The organism is Fodinicurvata fenggangensis DSM 21160 (assembly GCF_000686045.1).
Lineage (GTDB): Bacteria > Pseudomonadota > Alphaproteobacteria > Kiloniellales > DSM-21159 > Fodinicurvata > Fodinicurvata fenggangensis.
This window is the reverse complement of record NZ_JMLV01000004.1, coordinates 92,174-107,679: the sequence shown is the minus strand read 5'-3', so window position 1 is coordinate 107,679 and position 15,506 is coordinate 92,174. Positions and strand designations below refer to the sequence as shown.

Here is a 15,506-nt window from a genome sequence, read left to right as displayed (position 1 = left end):
ATCGCCTGTCACGTCAGTCCATGCTGGCGATACGGCCATCCCAGTCCGCATTCCAGGCATCGTTCTCACGCAGGAACTTGGCCAGGCCCGGATGAATCGGAATGGTCTCGCCCGCCGAGCGGATGCCGCGCAGCTGCATCTCGACCATATCGTCGCGGACCTGCGAGAAGCTGGGATCGGATTCGGCCAGTTCCTCGGCATTCTCCTCGATGGTCACCAGCATCTCGTAGACCTCGTCCTCGGAGAAATTGGTGCCTACGTGGAAGCCATAGAAGAAGGGCACCAGAATGGCCGGGTCGCCGATCTGGTCATCGAAGACCCCGGGAGGGACTTCCACGGTCCCGATCCCCGCCTCGTCCAGCATGTCCAGTTCCTCGCTGCTGGGATTCAGGGCGTCCATGTCGGCTGACATCATGGCTTCCTGAATCCAGGGCGAGGGGCTGGTTTCGCCGGCGGTATAGATGATCATGGCTTCGATCGTGCCATCCTCCAGCGACTGGGCGGCCAGGCCGGTATCCAGCTCGACGTACTCGTGCTCGACGCCGGCGGCCCGCATGGCGCGTTCAAGCGCTGCGCGGGTGTCCCAGGGCGCGGGGCTGGTGAAGACCGGCTTGCCGTTCAAGTCCTGCCAGGACTGGAGCTCGTCGGTGTCCTCGGCCAGAACACCGAGCCCGACCTCCAGGGTATAGGCCCAGAAGGACTGGGTCATTTGCTGCTCGTGCTCCTGGTCGGCGAAGCCCTCGTAGCGACCGCCGTTGTTGGCGATCTCGTGGAAAGCCACGTCGGCACCGTAGTAGCCGTCGAACTGCCCGCCGGCGAAGCCACGCACCGAAGCCGCCGCACCCGGCGTCGGCATGACGGTGATATCGAGCGTGTCCATCTGGTTGTTCAGCATGTTGGCCAGGCTTGTCAGGGCCCGGTAGCCGGACGAGCCGGTGGACGAGGTCGCCCAGCGCACCTCGGTCTTGTCCTGGGCACTGGCCGAATCGATCGTGCCCGTGCTGGCCAGGCCGAGCGTCATTGCGCCAGCGGCAACGGATAGCATCAGGTGTTTCATTGTCTTTACCTCCCTGTGAGTTTCTGCCTAAAGCAGGGCGCCGATCATAGCCTCTCCTGCGGCACAGTCAAAACTGGAGTCCGGAAAAAGCGCAACTTTTTGGCAGACCCTCCACAAATGCGGAGCAATCGATAGCTGCCTTATCCGACCTGATCGCTGCCTCATACGAGCGGTTTCCGCATGGCCGGGCGCTTCCGCGCCTTGAGTTATGCGGCCTCCTGCCGGCAAACTGAGTAACAACGGCCTTCAGGGAAGATTCATGACAACCAGCCACATGCACTGCCGCCAACTTACCGACTTCGGCCAGTCACTCGAAGCCCGCACCCGCGCCCTGCCGGAACCAAAGGGTGAGGAAGTCCTGCTGAGGGTTACCGGTGCCGGGGTCTGTCACTCCGATCTGCACATCGTGGAAGGCGGCTATGACCTGGGCCAGGGACGCAGCCTGTCCTTCCGCGAACGCATCCGCTTCCCCCTGACCCTGGGTCATGAAACAGCCGGTGATGTGATCGCCCTGGGCCCCGAAGCCAGGGGCGTGGCCCCTGGCGATTCGGTCCTGGCCTACCCCTGGATCGGGTGCGGCCACTGTCCTGTCTGCCGGGCCGGTCAGGAAAATCTCTGCCTGAAACCGGACTTCATCGGCGTCAATCGAGACGGCGGCTATGCCGACCACATCCTGGTGCCCTCGGCGCGCTATCTTGTCGATATCACGGGCCTGAATCCGGCCCGGGCCGCCCCGCTGACCTGTTCCGGCTTGACCACCTACTCGGCGCTGAGGAAGTTCGGCGCGCGGCTCGAGACGGTGCCCACGGTCATCATGGGCGCCGGCGGCCTGGGCCTCATGGCGCTGGCCCTGATGCAGCGGATGGGAGCCGCCGACGCCATCGTGGTCGAGCCAGATGCCCGGCGGCGGCAGGCGGCGCTGGACGCCGGCGCCAGCGCCGCCCTCGATCCCAATGACGAGAACGCAGCACAAGCCATCCGCAAGGCCGTGGACGGGCAGCTGCTGTCGGTGCTAGACTTGGTGGGCAGCACGGCCTCCCTGACCCTGGCCCTCGACCTGCTGGACAAGGGCGGTCAGGTCGTTGTGGTCGGCCTGATGGGCGGGGATATCAACCTGTCCATTCCCTACCTGCCCATGCGTGCGCTCAGCATCTGCGGCAGCTACAACGGCAACCTCTCCGAGCTGCAGGCGCTCGTGGAACTGGTCCGGAAAACGGGCCTGCCGGAATTGCCCGTGGCATGTCGCCCCCTGCACGAGGCCCAGGCCGCCCTGGACGACCTGCGCAGCGGCAAAGTGGTCGGGCGCATCGTACTGACACCGCACGAAGGCGAATAACCGTCGGCCTTCACATCCGCCTATTCGGCCGGCTTGGCCGGCTCCGGTGTCGGCTCCGGCTTCATGAAGGGGCGCTTGAGCGCGATGACCAACGCCGGGATGAAGGTCAGCAGCAACAGGCCGAAGGGCAGACCGCTGGCAATGGTGGCCGACTGCAGGGCTTCCAGGCCACCGGCGCGCAGCAGGACGGAGGTGATCACGGCGATCGTCACCATCCAGAAGAAGCGCTGCTGCCAGCTGGGGTCTTTTCCACCCGAGGTCAGGGTTGCCACCACCAGCGAGCCGGAATCCGCCGAGGTCACGAAGAAGACCAGGACCACCAGAACGGCCAGGCCGATCAGGGCCGCACTGAAGGGCAGGTAATCCAGGAAGCTGTAGAGGCTCTCGGTCGGCGCCGCGGTGACCACCGCGGCAAAGCCCGTGTCCTGGAAGAGCTCCAGGTGCAGGGCATTGGCGCCGAACACAGTCATCCAGACGAAATTGAAGAAGGTCGGCACCAGCAGGACGCCCAGCAGGTATTCCCGGATGGTTCGTCCCTTGGACACCCGCGCGATGAACATGCCCACGAAGGGCGACCAGGAGATCCACCAGCTCCAATAGAAGACCGTCCAGGACGATTGCCAGTTCGTTCCAGTATAGGTTTCGTTCCAGGTGGACAGCATCAGAAGATCGTTGAGATAGCCGCCCATATGCTCGCCGATGGCCTTAAGGACAAAGACGGTCTCGCCCATCGCGAGGACGAGCAGCATCAGGATGCCCGCCAGCACCAGGTTGATCCGGCTCAACCGGCGCACGCCCTTGTCCAGGCCGGTCATCACCGAAACCAGCGCGACGGCACAGACCAGGGCGATCAGGAAGAGTTGCAGCCCCAGGCTGGTCTCCAGCCCCGTCAGGCGCGCCAGGCCGGCGGAGGCCTGGCTGGTGCCCAGGCCCAGGGAGGTGCAGACGCCGAAGACCGTGCCGATCACGGCGGCCAGGTTGGCGACCCAGCCGAGCACCTTGGCCCGAAAAGGGGAAAAGAGCTCGCGCAGCGGCGCTTCGAAACTCAGGTCATGGCCCGCGTTGAAATGGAAGAAGGCCAGGGTCAGGCCAACCAGGGCATAGATGGCCCAGGGATGCAGACCCCAGTGCAGGAAGGTCACTTCCATGGAGCGCTGCGCGGTCCGCGCAGGGTCCCCGAAGTAGGCCTGGAAGGCGGTAAAGTGCTGCAGGGGCTCGGAAACACTGTAAAACAGCAGGCCGATCCCCATGCCGGCCGCGAACAGCATGCCGAACCAGTCCAGCCGGCTGAACTCGGGCGTCGCATCGGGGCCGCCCAGGCGGATGCGGGCCAGGGGGCTGAACAGCAGGTAGACGGCAAACAGCAGCGCCGCATTCATGATCAGGATCAGCAGCCAGCCGGTGGTGGCCGAGAACCAGGCCTGAAGATCGGAGAAGATGCGCTCGGCCAGGCTGCCCCAGAAGGCCGCAAAGACGATCAGGGCCAGGATCGCGCCGGCAGAGACAATAAACAGGGCAAAGTGCCTGATGTGCATCATCGCTGGCCATCCCCCAATGGCTGGACAGGCACGGACCCGGCCCGCCCCTGGATTGCCCTGACACAAGGCAGGCCGCAGACCCGCCTGCGCGTCCCGAGTTTGCCCCGGTGGCGAACGAGTTTATCTCATGACATGGACAGAGCAATCCGCATGGCGCACCACACGGGCCGCCGTCGATCCGATCAGGAAATCGCCGAAACCGGGACGGTGGGAGGCAATGACGATCAGGTCGGCCTTCTTTTCGCCGGCAAGCGCCAGGATCTCGCTGGCCGGCTGTCCGCAACGAACGGCAAGCTCCACATCCGGTCCGCTTTCGCCGGCTATGACTTTCAGTTCACCCTCTGCCTGGGTCACCAGTCGGTCCAGGACGCCCTGCGGCAACTGTCCTTCCAGATAGCCGGGCACGTCCTCGATGACATTCACCAGGGTGATGGAGGCGGACTCATCCCCCATCTTCCGCGCCGCCTGCATCATGGCCGGGACCCGTTCCTGGTGCGTCAGGTCGACGGGGATGAGGATTGTCTTGTACAAGGCCCAGTTCCTTTCCTGTCAGCTGTGTGGTGCGATGGCACCCACCTCTATTTGCCCATTGAAGGGCTGTAAATACCAGGGACAGTTGGTCGCGGCCAGCAGCCGGCCACACCCTCGCCTACCTTCCCGGCCCCAGGCGCCGGACTCAGGACCTCGCCGAACGGGGCCGGACGTCCCGGCTGGGCAGGTAAACCAGGATGGCCAACAGCACCAGCCCGCCCATACCGATGAACATCAGGCGAAAGCCGCTTTCGCTGATGGTCCCGTCCGCACCGACGAAAAAGGACAGCAGGAACGAGGTCACCAGCTGGAACAGGGCCGTGCCCCCCATGACGCCCGCGTTGATGCTGGTGATGCCGCGGCCGGCCAGATGATCGGGCAGCAGGCCGCGGCCGTGGGCGATGATCAGCATACTGGACGCCGAAAAGAAGGCGATCGCCGCCAGAAGGACAACGACCAGCATCAAGGGCGGTTCCGGGTAGACCCCCAGGACCAGCAGGAACAGGCCCATGGGCAGGATGCCCGACAGGGCCGCCATCTTGCGCGAATTGAACAGCTGGTCCAGCGGCCCGAAACAGAGTGCCCCCACCAGGGCGAAGGCCGGCATGGCGGAAAGGACCTGTCCCACGCCCACGGAGTCCAGGCCATGAACATCCGACAGGTAGGGCCCGCCCCACAGCCCCAGGATGGTGATCATGCTGGGATAGCCCACCAGCGCCAGGGTGAAGGCCCGCTGGATGTCCCGCATGCGCAGGACCTCCATCAGACCCTGTCCCAGATCGCGCCACGAGGGGGCCGGGCGCGCCTGGCCACGGTGCGACTGAGGGCCGTCGCGGACCAGCAGATAGAACAGCACGGCCACCAACAGCGTCACGACAGCCAGAACGGCGATGCTGGCCCGCCAGCCGATGGCCTCGGTGGAATAGGCCAGCGGCGCCGTTCCCAGCAGGTTGCCCAGGTGGCTGGTCGACACAATGATCGAGGAGACGACGGCAAAATGGCGTGGCGGAAACCAGGCCGAAATGACGATGAAGGCCCCCATGATGACCGAGGCAAAACCGACGCCCAGCAGGATCCTGGCCAGCATCAGCACCAGCAGGCTGTCGCCCAGGGCGAAGACCAGGGCTCCGACCACCGCGAAGAGCAGCAGACCGCTTACCGTCAGCCGCGGACCATAGCGGTCGAACAGCACGCCGGCCGGCACCTGCATGACCATGAAGGCCAGGAAGAAGACAGCCGTCATCGTGCCATAGGCCGCCGGCTCCAGGCCCAGATCACCCATCACCGGACCGGCCAGGACGGAATTGGCAGCCCGATAGAACTGGCTGAGCATGGCTGCAGCACAGAGCACACAGACGATCCGGATACGTTCCAGCAGTCCTCTCCCGTTCACGCCGCGGGGCACGGCGGGACGGATCCCCCCATTCACAGGGCATACACCCTATAGACTGATGGAGGCTCCCGGTCGGGCGGATTCTTCATTCCTGCCATGCAGATACACCGACCGGGCCCTGAAAGGCGCAGAGTCACCGAAACTATAAGCCTGCTCCATGTCATTCCCATGATCGACAAGAGATTCTACAATCAGGTGATCAGGAATAAGGTGCCGTCATCCCATCAAGCAATACCAGTCCAGGTATAGGAGAAGGACTGTGTAGTGCATTCTATTTGCTAGAACGCACATTCTGTTTCTGCTAGCGTAACAGCAAGGATCGCTCTCTTTGGCGCCCTTCCATGCAACAGGCCTGTCGCGCCAATCCAGGAGGGAAGCGGGACGTTGCGCTTGTCTTTTTTCGAATCCCTTGTGGCATTACGGGAATAACTTATGAACAAGACATCAGCACGGAAGGACAGCAGCACAGAGAGTGAAGAGCGCGAAGCCCCTCAAAAGGGTGTGGCCGCCGTTGATCGCGCCCTGTCGATCCTGTCCGCGCTGGAGAGCGAACCCGAGCCTTTGACCCTCTCGGACCTTTCCCGTAAAACCGGTCTCTACAAAAGCACAATTCTGCGCCTGATTGAAACGCTGCATGCCTACGGCTATGTCGTACGCATCCTGGAGACGCGCTATGCCCTTGGCCCCACGGTCTACCGCATGGGCATGGCCTACGAGCGGCGCAATCCCCTGCGCGAACACGTACTGCCGATCTTCCAGCGTCTGGTGGAAAACGGGACCGAGAGCCCCTCTTTCCATATCCGCCACGACGCCCATAACCGGCTGTGCCTCTTCCGGCAGAATTCCAATCACTCGACCCTCGATCGTGTGCATGTGGGCGACATTCTGCCCCTCGACCGCGGCGCAGCGGGCAAGGTCATCCTGGCTTTCGAGGGGCAGACGGATGAAGAGTCCGAGCGCATCCGCGCCCAACACCATGCCCTTTCCCTGGGCGAGCGCGACGCCAGTTGCGCCGGCATCGCAGCACCGGTCTTCGGGGCCGACGGCGGTCTTGTCGGCTCCCTGTCCATGTCGGGCCCTCGCGAGCGCTTCACCGAGGAGAATGTCGCCCGGATGCGTCCCCTTCTGATGGAGGCGGTGCAGGAGATCACCGAATCCCTCGGAGGCCGCTACCCCCAGGTCGCGGCCTGAACCGAAAGCCAGGCAGATTCCTTCCTCTCACAGACCCCAGTAGATGGACTTGCTCTGCTGATAGCTGCGCACGCCCTGGATGCCCTTCTCGCGACCCAGACCGCTCAGCTTGAAGCCGCCGAAGGGCGCGGCGATGCTCAGCTGCTTGTAGGTGTTGATCCACACGGTTCCGGCCTCGAGGCCACGGGCCACCCGCCAGGCGCGCTTGTAGTCACCGGTCCAGATGCCACTGGCCAGTCCATAGGCGCTGTCATTGGCCTGGGCAACCAGGTCCTGCTCGTCAGTAAAAGGGATCATGCAGAGAACCGGACCGAAGATTTCCTCCTGGGCAACGCGCGCCCTGTTGTTCAGGCCCTCCAAGATGGTGGGCAGGTAGTAGGCTCCCTCGGCGTACTTCGGCCCCTCCGGGCGCTTGCCTCCGAAACTCACCCTTGCGCCTTCTTCCAGGCCCAGCTCCACATAGGACTCCACCCGGTCGCGTTGGGCGAAGGAAGCCAAGGGGCCAATAACCGCTTCTGGTGTGTCCGGCGGCGCAACCACCATCTTCTCTGCCTCGGCGATCAGCAGTTCGCGAAATTCATCCTCCGCAGATGCCTCGACGAAAAGGCGTGAACCGGCCACACAAGACTGGCCCGTTCCGCCGAAGATGCCCGAGGCCACGGCCTTTGCTGCCGCCGGCAGGTCCGCATCGGCAAAGACGATGTGCGGGGACTTTCCCCCCAATTCCAGAATCAACGGTATCAGCCGATCGGCCACGTTGCGCGCAATGGCCTGGCCTGTTTCGGTCCCGCCTGTGAAGGAAATGCAGTCCACCCGCGGGTGGCTGACCAGACCCTCGCCGACCTCGCGGCCGCCCAACAGAACGCTCAGCAAGCCTTCGGGTAGGCCGGCTGCCACGCAGCAATCGGCCAATGCCAAAGTGACGAGTGAAGTGGACTCGGCAGGCTTCAAAACTACGGCATTGCCGGCAGCCAGTGCTGGCGCGATCTTCTGTGCCGCCATGGTCAGCGGCGAGTTCCAGGGGGTCAGTGCGGCCACCACGCCCAAAGGCTCGTGCACCGTGATGTTGAAATAGTCTCCGCGCGCCGGCGGCATCTCCTCACCCAGGCTTTCGCAAACCCCGGCGTAGTAACGGAAAGTCCCGGCCGCACTCAGCGCCTGACCGCGCGATTCCTTTCGTGTCTTGCCGTTCTCGTACATCTGCAGTTCGGCAATGCGGTCCACATTCCTGGTAATGTCATCAGCGATGGCATAAAGGACTGCCGCCCGTTCATGGGGCAGGCGCGTTGCCCAGCCATTCGGTGCCAGCGCCGCTTTGCGGCCGTTAACTATGGCTTTGTCGATCTGGCCTTGAGAGGCTGTTGCCACCCGCCCAATACCACGGCCATTGGCAGGATTGATCACTTCCATGTGCGTGGCTTCGCCTGCCACGAAGCGGCCGGCCAACAACAGGGGATAGATCTCGCCGCGGCCCAGTTCGATACGCACCGCATCTGGTTGCGCTGTTTTCACAGTCATTCTGTCGTTATCCATCAAGTTCCAAGATAAGCTTTGCGGACGTCCGGGTTGGCCAGCAGCTCTTCCCCTGTGCCCGAAAGCTCGATCTGGCCGCTTTCCAACACGTAACCGCGAGAGGCAAGCTGCAGTGCCATCTGCGCATTCTGCTCGACCAGAATCACGGTCACGCCTGTGTCCTTGTTGATCTCGTGAATAATCCGCGCGATGTCGGCAACAATGATGGGCGCGATGCCAAGAGAGGGTTCGTCCAGCATCAGGATGCGCGGCTGGGCCATCAGAGCGCGACCGATGGCCGCCATCTGCTGCTCGCCTCCGGAGAGCGAACCCGCCATCTGCTTGCGGCGTTCCTTCAGGCGCGGAAAGTACTGGTAGACCTGCTCCAGAACCTCCTTCTGCGGGCGCTGACCCTGGCCGGAATAGGCTCCCATCAACAGATTGTCCTGCACGGTCATGCGCGCGAACATACGCCGGCCTTCCGGGGACAAGGCGACACCATGCGCAAGAGCCGCCCCGGGCCGGGAACGCACGTCCTCTCCGTCCACGCGCACACTGCCCTGCAGGCGCTCACAGAGTCCCATGATGGCTTTCAGTGTTGTGCTCTTTCCAGCCCCGTTGGCGCCAATAAGGGCCACGATCTGGCCCGCGTCGGCGGAAAAGGACAAGTCACGTACGGCCTCGACGGGACCGTAACGTACGATCAGGTTGCTAACCTCAAGCTGTCCCAGCATCTTCTTTCCCAAGATAGGCCTCGATGACTTTCGGATTGTTCTGAACTTCGGCCGGTGTGCCCTCGGTCAACTTCGTGCCATGGTCCAGCACCACGACCTTGTCGCAGATCTCCATGATCAATCGCATGTGATGCTCCACCACCAACAAGGTCAGGTCATAGCTCTTGTGGACCTGCCCCAGAATTCGACTGAAGGTGTCGACCTCCTCGGGATTGAGCCCGGCGGCCGGCTCATCCAACAGCAGCAGCCGCGGTTGCGTCGCCAGACCGATCGCCACACCCAGGCGTTTCTGGTGGCCGTAGGCCAGGGTCCCAGCCTTGGCATCCCTCAGCTGGGTCAGGCCCATGCTTTCCAGGATCGCTTCGGCTTCCATCCTGGCATGTGCAAGTTCCTTGCGCGCAGCGGCAGTCATGAAGAGCTGAGGCCAGAAGCCAACGGTATGACGGACCAATGCGCCCCGGATGACATTGTCGAGAACACTCGAACGCGGAAAGATCGTGGCCGCCTGGAAGGTGCGTACCAGGCCCTTCTCGACAACCCTGTGCGGCGACATTCCGGTTATGGTCTCACCCTGGAAAGCGACCTGCCCCGAGGTGGCTGGAAGTGTTCCACTGATAAGGTTGAAGGCCGTGCTCTTGCCGGCCCCGTTCGGGCCAATCAGTCCGGTGATATGGCCGGGCGGCACTTCGAAGGTAACATCCGACAATGCCACCAGACCGCCGAAACGCTTGGTCAGGCCCTGGACGGAAAGGATAGGTGTTGTCATTTCCGACCTCCCAACCTTGCAAGCCTATCGGGAAGCGACACCAGCCCATTGGGCAGGAAACTCAGGATAACGATCAGGGCCACGCCATAGAAAACGTGCTGGAATTCCATGGCACCACGCAGGAATTCCGGTAGCGGTGTCAGGATCAGCGCCCCGACAACCGGGCCCCAGAGTGCCAGACGTCCACCAACCACCAGCATGATGATGTAGGAGACCGAAAGCTCGAAGTGGAAGGTTTCCGGAGAGAGGAACCCAATGTAATGCGCCATCAGGGCCCCGGCGAAACCGGCAATGCCACTGCCGATAATGAAGGCCAGGTTCTGAGTCCGGGCCGTGGCGATCCCGGTCGATTCAGCCAGGGTAATGTTTTCCTCCACGGCCGAAAAACGCCGCCCGATCATGCTGCGATCCACCAGCGCCACCAGGGCCACCACCAGGACAGCCGAGATCAGGGCCAGGGGATAGAAGGTGGCCTTTTCGTCCAGCACCAGGCTGCCAAAACTGGCTGCAGGAATGTTGGCGATCCCGCTGGAGCCACCCGACAGGCCCGGAAACTCCAGCATAACCAGGCGGAACAGCTCGTTCAGTGCGAAGGTGATCAGCACGAAGTAGACCCCGCGCAGACGCAGCAGTGGCCCTCCGATCAGGGCAGCCACCAGTGAGGTAACGACCACCGCCGCGACAACGCCCGCCATGAAAGGCAGTTCGAGGCGCATCACCATCAGCATGGAGGTGTAAGCGCCGACACCGACGAAGGCCCCGTGACAGAGCGACAGCTGCCCGACACGTGCGATGACGCCCAGGCCCATCGTCGCGATGATGGCCAGGCAGATCATGATGGCGATGTGGAAATGAAAGGTGCTGCCGCTGATCACAGGGAACAGGGCAGCGGCCAGCAGGGCCAGCGCAAACGCGCCCCGCCCCACTGTCCAGAAGGATGCCTGCGTCACGCCTGTCTGTGCTGTGCTTTTTTCCATGGGTCAGGCCTCCTTGTGACCAAGCAGGCCCGATGGGCGCACCAGGAGCACGGCGATGACGAGTGCGAAGACCACGATATCCGCCGTCGAGGCACCAAAGAAGGTGCTGGTGGTGCTTTCGATCAATCCCAGCAGCATGCTGGCAATCACGGCGCCCGGGATGCTGCCCAATCCGCCCAGGATCACGACGATAAAGGCTTTGAGCAGCGGCGTACCGCCAACGAAGGGAGAAACCCCGAACAGCGGCGCCATGAAGGCGCCGGCCATGGCTGCCAGCGCGGCGCCAAGGGCGAGGCCGAGCGGATACATCAACTCCACGCGTACGCCATAGGCAGCCGCGATTTCGCGGTCCTGGACCAGAGCCCTCAGCGCACGTCCGGTCCGGGTGTGCATGAGAAAGTAATAGAAGATGGCCAGAATCACCATGGAGCCGAGAATCACCACTACCCGGGACTTGGGCAGGATGATGCCGCCCCAGTTGTAGGCGCCGGACACCAGGCTGGGCATGGACAGAGGATCCGGGCCGAAGGCGATCAGCGCCAGGTTCTGCAGGATCAATGCCAGGCCGATCGAGGCGATCATGCCCGACAGTTCATCTCCCCGGAATGGCCTGAAGACCACGCGCTCGATGATTGCCCCCAGCACGATTGCGCCGCCGAAGGCACCCGCCACGGCGACGGGATAGGGCAGGCCGGCCACCGCGAAGGCGAAATAGGCCGCAAAAGCCCCCAGCATGTAGAACTCGCCATGCGCGAAGTTCACCACGCGCATGATGCCGAAAACCAGGGTGAATCCGATCGCCATCAGGAGGTAGAGCAACCCCAGGATGACCCCGTTCACCAGGGATTGGATAATCAGGAAACTCACGGTGGCACGCCCTTGCAAAGGGCCACCGGGTGGACGTCACCCGGTGGCCGGTTTCACCAAGACCGGGACTTACTCGCAGCCCTCGATGTCACAGGTCGCAACGATCTCTTCCTTCCCGTCACGCACCTGCGCGACATAGAAAGGGGCGTCGATCTGATGGGCGATGCCGTAGCGATCCTCGCCCGTCCAGGACAGTTCACCCAGCACACCCTCGTAGGATTCGATGCTTTCCAGTGCCTTGCGGACGGCGTCGGTGTCCTCGACGGTACCGGCCTCCTGCATGGCCTGGAACAGCATGTTCGCACCATCGTAGAAGAAGGGACTGAAGCCGTTCATGGAGTGCTCGAAGGTTTCCTCGTACTCCGTGATGTAGGCATTCACGGAGTCCTTGCTTGGATCCAGTCCCGCATGGACGAACATGCCTTCCGCAGCCTCGGCACCGGCCACGTTGACAATCTCGGCCGTGGCCGGCCCGCCCGTGCGGATGATGGCACCCTCGAAGCCGATGTCACGGGCCTGCTGAACGATCTGGCCGGCCGTCTCCGGCGAGTTGCCGTCCAGTTCAATGGCGTCCACGCCCTCGGACATGATCCGGGTCAGCAAAGGCACGAAATCCACCTGGTCACGCTCGAAGAACTCGATGGCAGACATCTCGGCCCCGGCGCGCTCATAAGAGGCGGAAACGTCCTTGGCAATCTGCTCACCGGTTTCGTCGTTCGGGAACAGCGCGCCGACCGTCTCGATCCCCTGGCTTTCCACGACCCAGTCGATCTGCGGCTGAGCGACCTCGGCCGTCGTCAGGTTCGGACGGAAGGTATAGGGCTTCTCCGGAGACAGCGCTTCACTGGTGAAGCCGAGCGTCATGGTAATGACACCCTCCTTCTCGGTGATCGGCTGAATCGCCAGGATCGGTGCGGAGCCAACCGTGCCGATGATGTACTTCACCTCGTCGTCGTAGACGAGTCGGTTGGCAGCCGACACGGCCTCGTTGGCCTTGTAGCTGTCGTCGTAGGCGATGACCTCTATGTCATAGGTTTCGCCACCAACCTCGATGCCGCCGGCCTCGTTGTACTTGCTTGCGGCAAGCTCCGTCGCCTCCAGCATGCCGCGGCCCCAGCTGGCGCCAGCACCGGACAGGGTCACCAAAGCACCTACCTTGAGGGTCTTGTTCTCCTGCGCCACGGTCGGTGGTGCGGAGAACGCAATGGCCGCACCCACGGCCAGTGCCAATGTACTCTTGAACTTCATTTTCAGTTTCCTCCCAGGAATTGATTATCGGGTCTTCTCACACTCACGAACCGGCATCAGTCTGATTAACTGCACCGGCACGAATTTCCTGCAGTACGGGCATAAGGTACTGCCGGAACTGTTCTGGGTTTTCGCTCATCGGGAAGTGACCCAGCTTCTCCATGATGGTCACGCGGGCGCCGGGAATCCGCTCGGCTGTACGCCTCGTATCCTCTGGCGTACAGGAGAAATCGTACTCGCCGGTAAGCAGGTACAGCGGACAGCGCGCCGTATCGATGCGCGGCGTCACCTCACGCAGATCGCCGTCGACCCGGTAGAAGTACAGGTCGCCCTTGAATATGCCGGGACCGCTGGACAGGTAATGCCAGAGCGTCTCGTGGCGGTCGGCCTCGGAGCCGCCGGGCGCGATCAAGCCGGAAACCAGGGCGGCACAGACCTCGCCACCGTGCACATCGCTGCGGTGCAACCAGTCGGTATCGTACCAGGGTGTCTGGTGATCCGCAGACTGCAGGCCGATCAGGGCCCGGAAGTGCTCAGGATGGTCCGCTGCCAGGTTCAGGACGATGCGCCCGCCGATGGAACAGCCCATGGCAACGGGGCGATCCAGCCCTAAAGCCTCGCTGACAGCCAGGATCGTCTTGACGTAGAACTCCCGCGTCAGGCGGTATTCCTCTTTGTGATATCCTGCTGGTGGACTTGACTTGCCGTGCCAGGGCAGGTCGAAGGCGATGACACGGAAGTTCCGGGTCACCTCCTCGTCGTTCACCAGCGCGCGAAACTGCCGGCCATCTGCACCGGCCGTATGCAGGCATAGCAGGGGTATCCCCTCGCCCGCCTCCTCGTAATAGAGCCGCTGCTGGCGGCCATCGATGTCCAGGTTCAGGTAACGCCCGACAACGGGTTCAATATAAGGCGTCATGACTCACCCCCCGGCACGGATCCGCGCGGCAGGGCGAGCAGGTCCTTGATGTACTGCAGATTGGACATGAGGGGGTGGAGGTTGCCCTCGATGGTCAGCTTGCCGGCCTTCGAGAGCGCCAGGAGGTCGTGATACCAGGGTTTCGGGACAGCCGCCCAATAGCCGAGCCAGGCGTCGGCCGGCGCTTTCAGGGCAAAGTCCCAGGACCGCATAAGGATCGGCCCTTGAGTCACGGCGACAATGCGCCCCTGCTCAACGTCGAAATAGAACGGTGTCTCGTCGACTCCCACCAGGAAACAGCAGGTCAGGCGCCGTCCCTGCCATTGCAGGTGCGCGTCCTTCCCCAACCGCTCGGGTATCGAGACAAGCGCCTGCTTGCACAGCGCTTGTGGGTTCTCGGGCATGTCCTCCCCCGTGTGTTCCGTTAGTCAGAACTTTATTCTGTTAAATAGACCGCATTCTGAACGGGAATGCAACCCGTTTTTCGGATAGCCGCTTGGGTGCACCAGTCGGTTCGTGCCTCAAGCCTTTCCAGTCACGCGAGTGAGAACCGGGAAGTACTCCTTGCCAAATCCCGCCTCGCTGGCGGTTCTCAGCATGGACAGCGCATGACTGGCACCGGGTGCTTTCATGTCCACATGCGCAGCAAGCGACAGGGCATAGCTGCAGTCCTTGATAGCGTAATCGGTCGGAAAGGCGCCTTGCGGGAAGTTGTCCGGCAGCATGGCTTTCATGCCGTGATTGCGCAGGGCAAAGCTGTCTGCCGAACCCTTCGAGAGCGTTTCGAACAGGGTCGTGCGTTCCACCCCTGCCGCCTCGCCGATATTGAGGGCCTCGGCCAGTGCCACCACGGTCTCGAAGAGCACCATGTTGTTCAGTATCTTGACCACCTGTCCGCAGCCCACGGCGCCGCAATGCGTAACTTCCGAGGCAGTATGCGCCAGATAGGGGCGGATCTCCTCGAACAGGGCCTGGTCGCTTCCCACCATGATGCTCAGCGTACCGTCCTCGGCCGCCTGCCGCGTCCGGGCCACCGGCGCATCGGCAAAGCGCAGACCCTTTTCCGCCAGCTTGTTTGCCAGGTCCCGCGTAAGGTCCACCGGTGTCGTGGAAAGGTCGATGACACGCTGGCCCTCGCGCCCGTTTTCCAGCACGCCGTCCTCGCCCAGGACGATCTGCTCCACCTCCGGGCCGCCCGGAAGGGACAGGAAAACGATGTCGCTGTTTTCAACGACCTCACGGACGCTGGCAGCAACCTTCGCCCCATGGCCGGCCATACGTTGCAGCGGCGCATCTGCCAGATCAAAGACGGTAAAGGGCTGACCTGATCCGACCATGATGTTTCGGCAAATCGGCTCCCCCATCACTCCGAGGCCGATAAAGCCGATACGCGCCTGTGCCATTCCACCTGCTCCTTGTTCGATAAGATATGATAGA

At 62.8% G+C, this 15,506-nt stretch carries 15 protein-coding genes; 2 read left to right on the top strand and 13 right to left on the bottom strand.

The window, feature by feature from the left end:
- Positions 1-13: 13 nt before the first annotated feature.
- Positions 14-1,057 (bottom strand): TAXI family TRAP transporter solute-binding subunit, encoded by a 1,044-nt coding sequence (locus tag BP38_RS0108015; protein ID WP_026987302.1) that lies wholly within the window; start codon positions 1,055-1,057, stop codon positions 14-16.
- 259 nt (positions 1,058-1,316) lie between these two features.
- Here BP38_RS0108015 and BP38_RS0108010 point away from each other — a divergent pair, with 259 nt between their 5' ends.
- Positions 1,317-2,393 carry an alcohol dehydrogenase gene (locus tag BP38_RS0108010; protein WP_322098946.1) on the top strand — a complete coding sequence of 359 codons (1,077 nt, stop codon included), beginning with the start codon at positions 1,317-1,319 and terminating at the stop codon, positions 2,391-2,393.
- 20 nt (positions 2,394-2,413) lie between these two features.
- On the opposite strand, the gene BP38_RS19680 is transcribed toward BP38_RS0108010, so the two are convergent.
- From BP38_RS19680 to BP38_RS0107995, 3 genes are all read right to left on the bottom strand, one after another.
- Complete coding sequence (locus tag BP38_RS19680; RefSeq protein WP_051609118.1) at positions 2,414-3,931, bottom strand: BCCT family transporter; 1,518 nt, start codon at positions 3,929-3,931, stop codon at positions 2,414-2,416.
- Positions 3,932-4,051: 120 nt separating this feature from the next.
- Entirely contained in the window at positions 4,052-4,462 is a 411-nt protein-coding gene (locus BP38_RS0108000) for a universal stress protein (protein ID WP_026987300.1), read from the bottom strand.
- A 145-nt stretch (positions 4,463-4,607) separates the two neighbouring features.
- Entirely contained in the window at positions 4,608-5,891 is a 1,284-nt protein-coding gene (locus BP38_RS0107995; protein WP_026987299.1) for an MFS transporter, read from the bottom strand.
- A 396-nt stretch (positions 5,892-6,287) separates the two neighbouring features.
- On the opposite strand from BP38_RS0107995, the gene BP38_RS19675 reads away from it, so the two are divergent.
- A complete protein-coding gene (locus BP38_RS19675) occupies positions 6,288-7,046 on the top strand; it encodes an IclR family transcriptional regulator (protein WP_035724250.1) in 759 nt (252 codons plus the stop codon).
- 27 nt (positions 7,047-7,073) lie between these two features.
- Here BP38_RS19675 and BP38_RS0107985 read toward each other — a convergent pair whose 3' ends face one another.
- The 9 genes from BP38_RS0107985 to BP38_RS0107945 all read right to left on the bottom strand — a co-directional run bounded on the left by BP38_RS0107985 (position 7,074) and on the right by BP38_RS0107945 (position 15,472).
- The gene (locus BP38_RS0107985) at positions 7,074-8,564 is read right to left on the bottom strand and encodes an aldehyde dehydrogenase (RefSeq protein WP_081816560.1); all 1,491 of its coding nucleotides are present in this window, start codon (positions 8,562-8,564) and stop codon (positions 7,074-7,076) included.
- A 14-nt stretch (positions 8,565-8,578) separates the two neighbouring features.
- Complete coding sequence (locus tag BP38_RS0107980) at positions 8,579-9,292, bottom strand: ABC transporter ATP-binding protein (protein WP_026987297.1); 714 nt, start codon at positions 9,290-9,292, stop codon at positions 8,579-8,581.
- Positions 9,276-10,058 carry an ABC transporter ATP-binding protein gene (locus BP38_RS0107975; RefSeq protein ID WP_026987296.1) on the bottom strand — a complete coding sequence of 261 codons (783 nt, stop codon included), beginning with the start codon at positions 10,056-10,058 and terminating at the stop codon, positions 9,276-9,278. Before BP38_RS0107975 ends, BP38_RS0107980 begins: the two co-directional genes overlap by 17 nt.
- On the bottom strand, positions 10,055-11,035 hold the full coding sequence (locus tag BP38_RS0107970) for a branched-chain amino acid ABC transporter permease (RefSeq protein WP_026987295.1): 981 nt from the start codon (positions 11,033-11,035) through the stop codon (positions 10,055-10,057). Before BP38_RS0107970 ends, BP38_RS0107975 begins: the two co-directional genes overlap by 4 nt.
- Before the next feature lie 3 nt (positions 11,036-11,038).
- Positions 11,039-11,902 (bottom strand): branched-chain amino acid ABC transporter permease, encoded by an 864-nt coding sequence (locus BP38_RS0107965; protein ID WP_022728693.1) that lies wholly within the window; start codon positions 11,900-11,902, stop codon positions 11,039-11,041.
- Between the two features lie 69 nt (positions 11,903-11,971).
- On the bottom strand, positions 11,972-13,150 hold the full coding sequence (locus tag BP38_RS0107960) for an ABC transporter substrate-binding protein (protein WP_026987294.1): 1,179 nt from the start codon (positions 13,148-13,150) through the stop codon (positions 11,972-11,974).
- A 43-nt stretch (positions 13,151-13,193) separates the two neighbouring features.
- Entirely contained in the window at positions 13,194-14,069 is an 876-nt protein-coding gene (locus BP38_RS0107955) for an alpha/beta fold hydrolase (protein ID WP_026987293.1), read from the bottom strand.
- On the bottom strand, positions 14,066-14,473 hold the full coding sequence (locus BP38_RS0107950) for a hypothetical protein (protein ID WP_026987292.1): 408 nt from the start codon (positions 14,471-14,473) through the stop codon (positions 14,066-14,068). The genes BP38_RS0107955 and BP38_RS0107950 overlap by 4 nt, the downstream gene beginning before the upstream one ends.
- Positions 14,474-14,590: 117 nt before the next feature.
- Positions 14,591-15,472 (bottom strand): NAD(P)-dependent oxidoreductase, encoded by an 882-nt coding sequence (locus BP38_RS0107945; RefSeq protein WP_026987291.1) that lies wholly within the window; start codon positions 15,470-15,472, stop codon positions 14,591-14,593.
- Positions 15,473-15,506 lie beyond the last annotated feature (34 nt).

Coding starts and splice junctions, on each gene's coding strand:
- BP38_RS0107945 (WP_026987291.1), bottom strand. CDS start 15,472: ATGGCACAGGCGCGTATCGGCTTTATCGGCCTCGGAGTGATGGGGGAG.
- BP38_RS19680 (WP_051609118.1), bottom strand. CDS start 3,931: ATGATGCACATCAGGCACTTTGCCCTGTTTATTGTCTCTGCCGGCGCG.
- BP38_RS19675 (WP_035724250.1), top strand. CDS start 6,288: ATGAACAAGACATCAGCACGGAAGGACAGCAGCACAGAGAGTGAAGAG.
- BP38_RS0107980 (WP_026987297.1), bottom strand. CDS start 9,292: ATGCTGGGACAGCTTGAGGTTAGCAACCTGATCGTACGTTACGGTCCC.
- BP38_RS0107950 (WP_026987292.1), bottom strand. CDS start 14,473: ATGCCCGAGAACCCACAAGCGCTGTGCAAGCAGGCGCTTGTCTCGATA.
- BP38_RS0108010 (WP_322098946.1), top strand. CDS start 1,317: ATGACAACCAGCCACATGCACTGCCGCCAACTTACCGACTTCGGCCAG.
- BP38_RS0107970 (WP_026987295.1), bottom strand. CDS start 11,035: ATGGAAAAAAGCACAGCACAGACAGGCGTGACGCAGGCATCCTTCTGG.
- BP38_RS0107960 (WP_026987294.1), bottom strand. CDS start 13,150: ATGAAGTTCAAGAGTACATTGGCACTGGCCGTGGGTGCGGCCATTGCG.
- BP38_RS0107955 (WP_026987293.1), bottom strand. CDS start 14,069: ATGACGCCTTATATTGAACCCGTTGTCGGGCGTTACCTGAACCTGGAC.
- BP38_RS0107975 (WP_026987296.1), bottom strand. CDS start 10,058: ATGACAACACCTATCCTTTCCGTCCAGGGCCTGACCAAGCGTTTCGGC.
- BP38_RS0107985 (WP_081816560.1), bottom strand. CDS start 8,564: ATGACTGTGAAAACAGCGCAACCAGATGCGGTGCGTATCGAACTGGGC.
- BP38_RS0108015 (WP_026987302.1), bottom strand. CDS start 1,057: ATGAAACACCTGATGCTATCCGTTGCCGCTGGCGCAATGACGCTCGGC.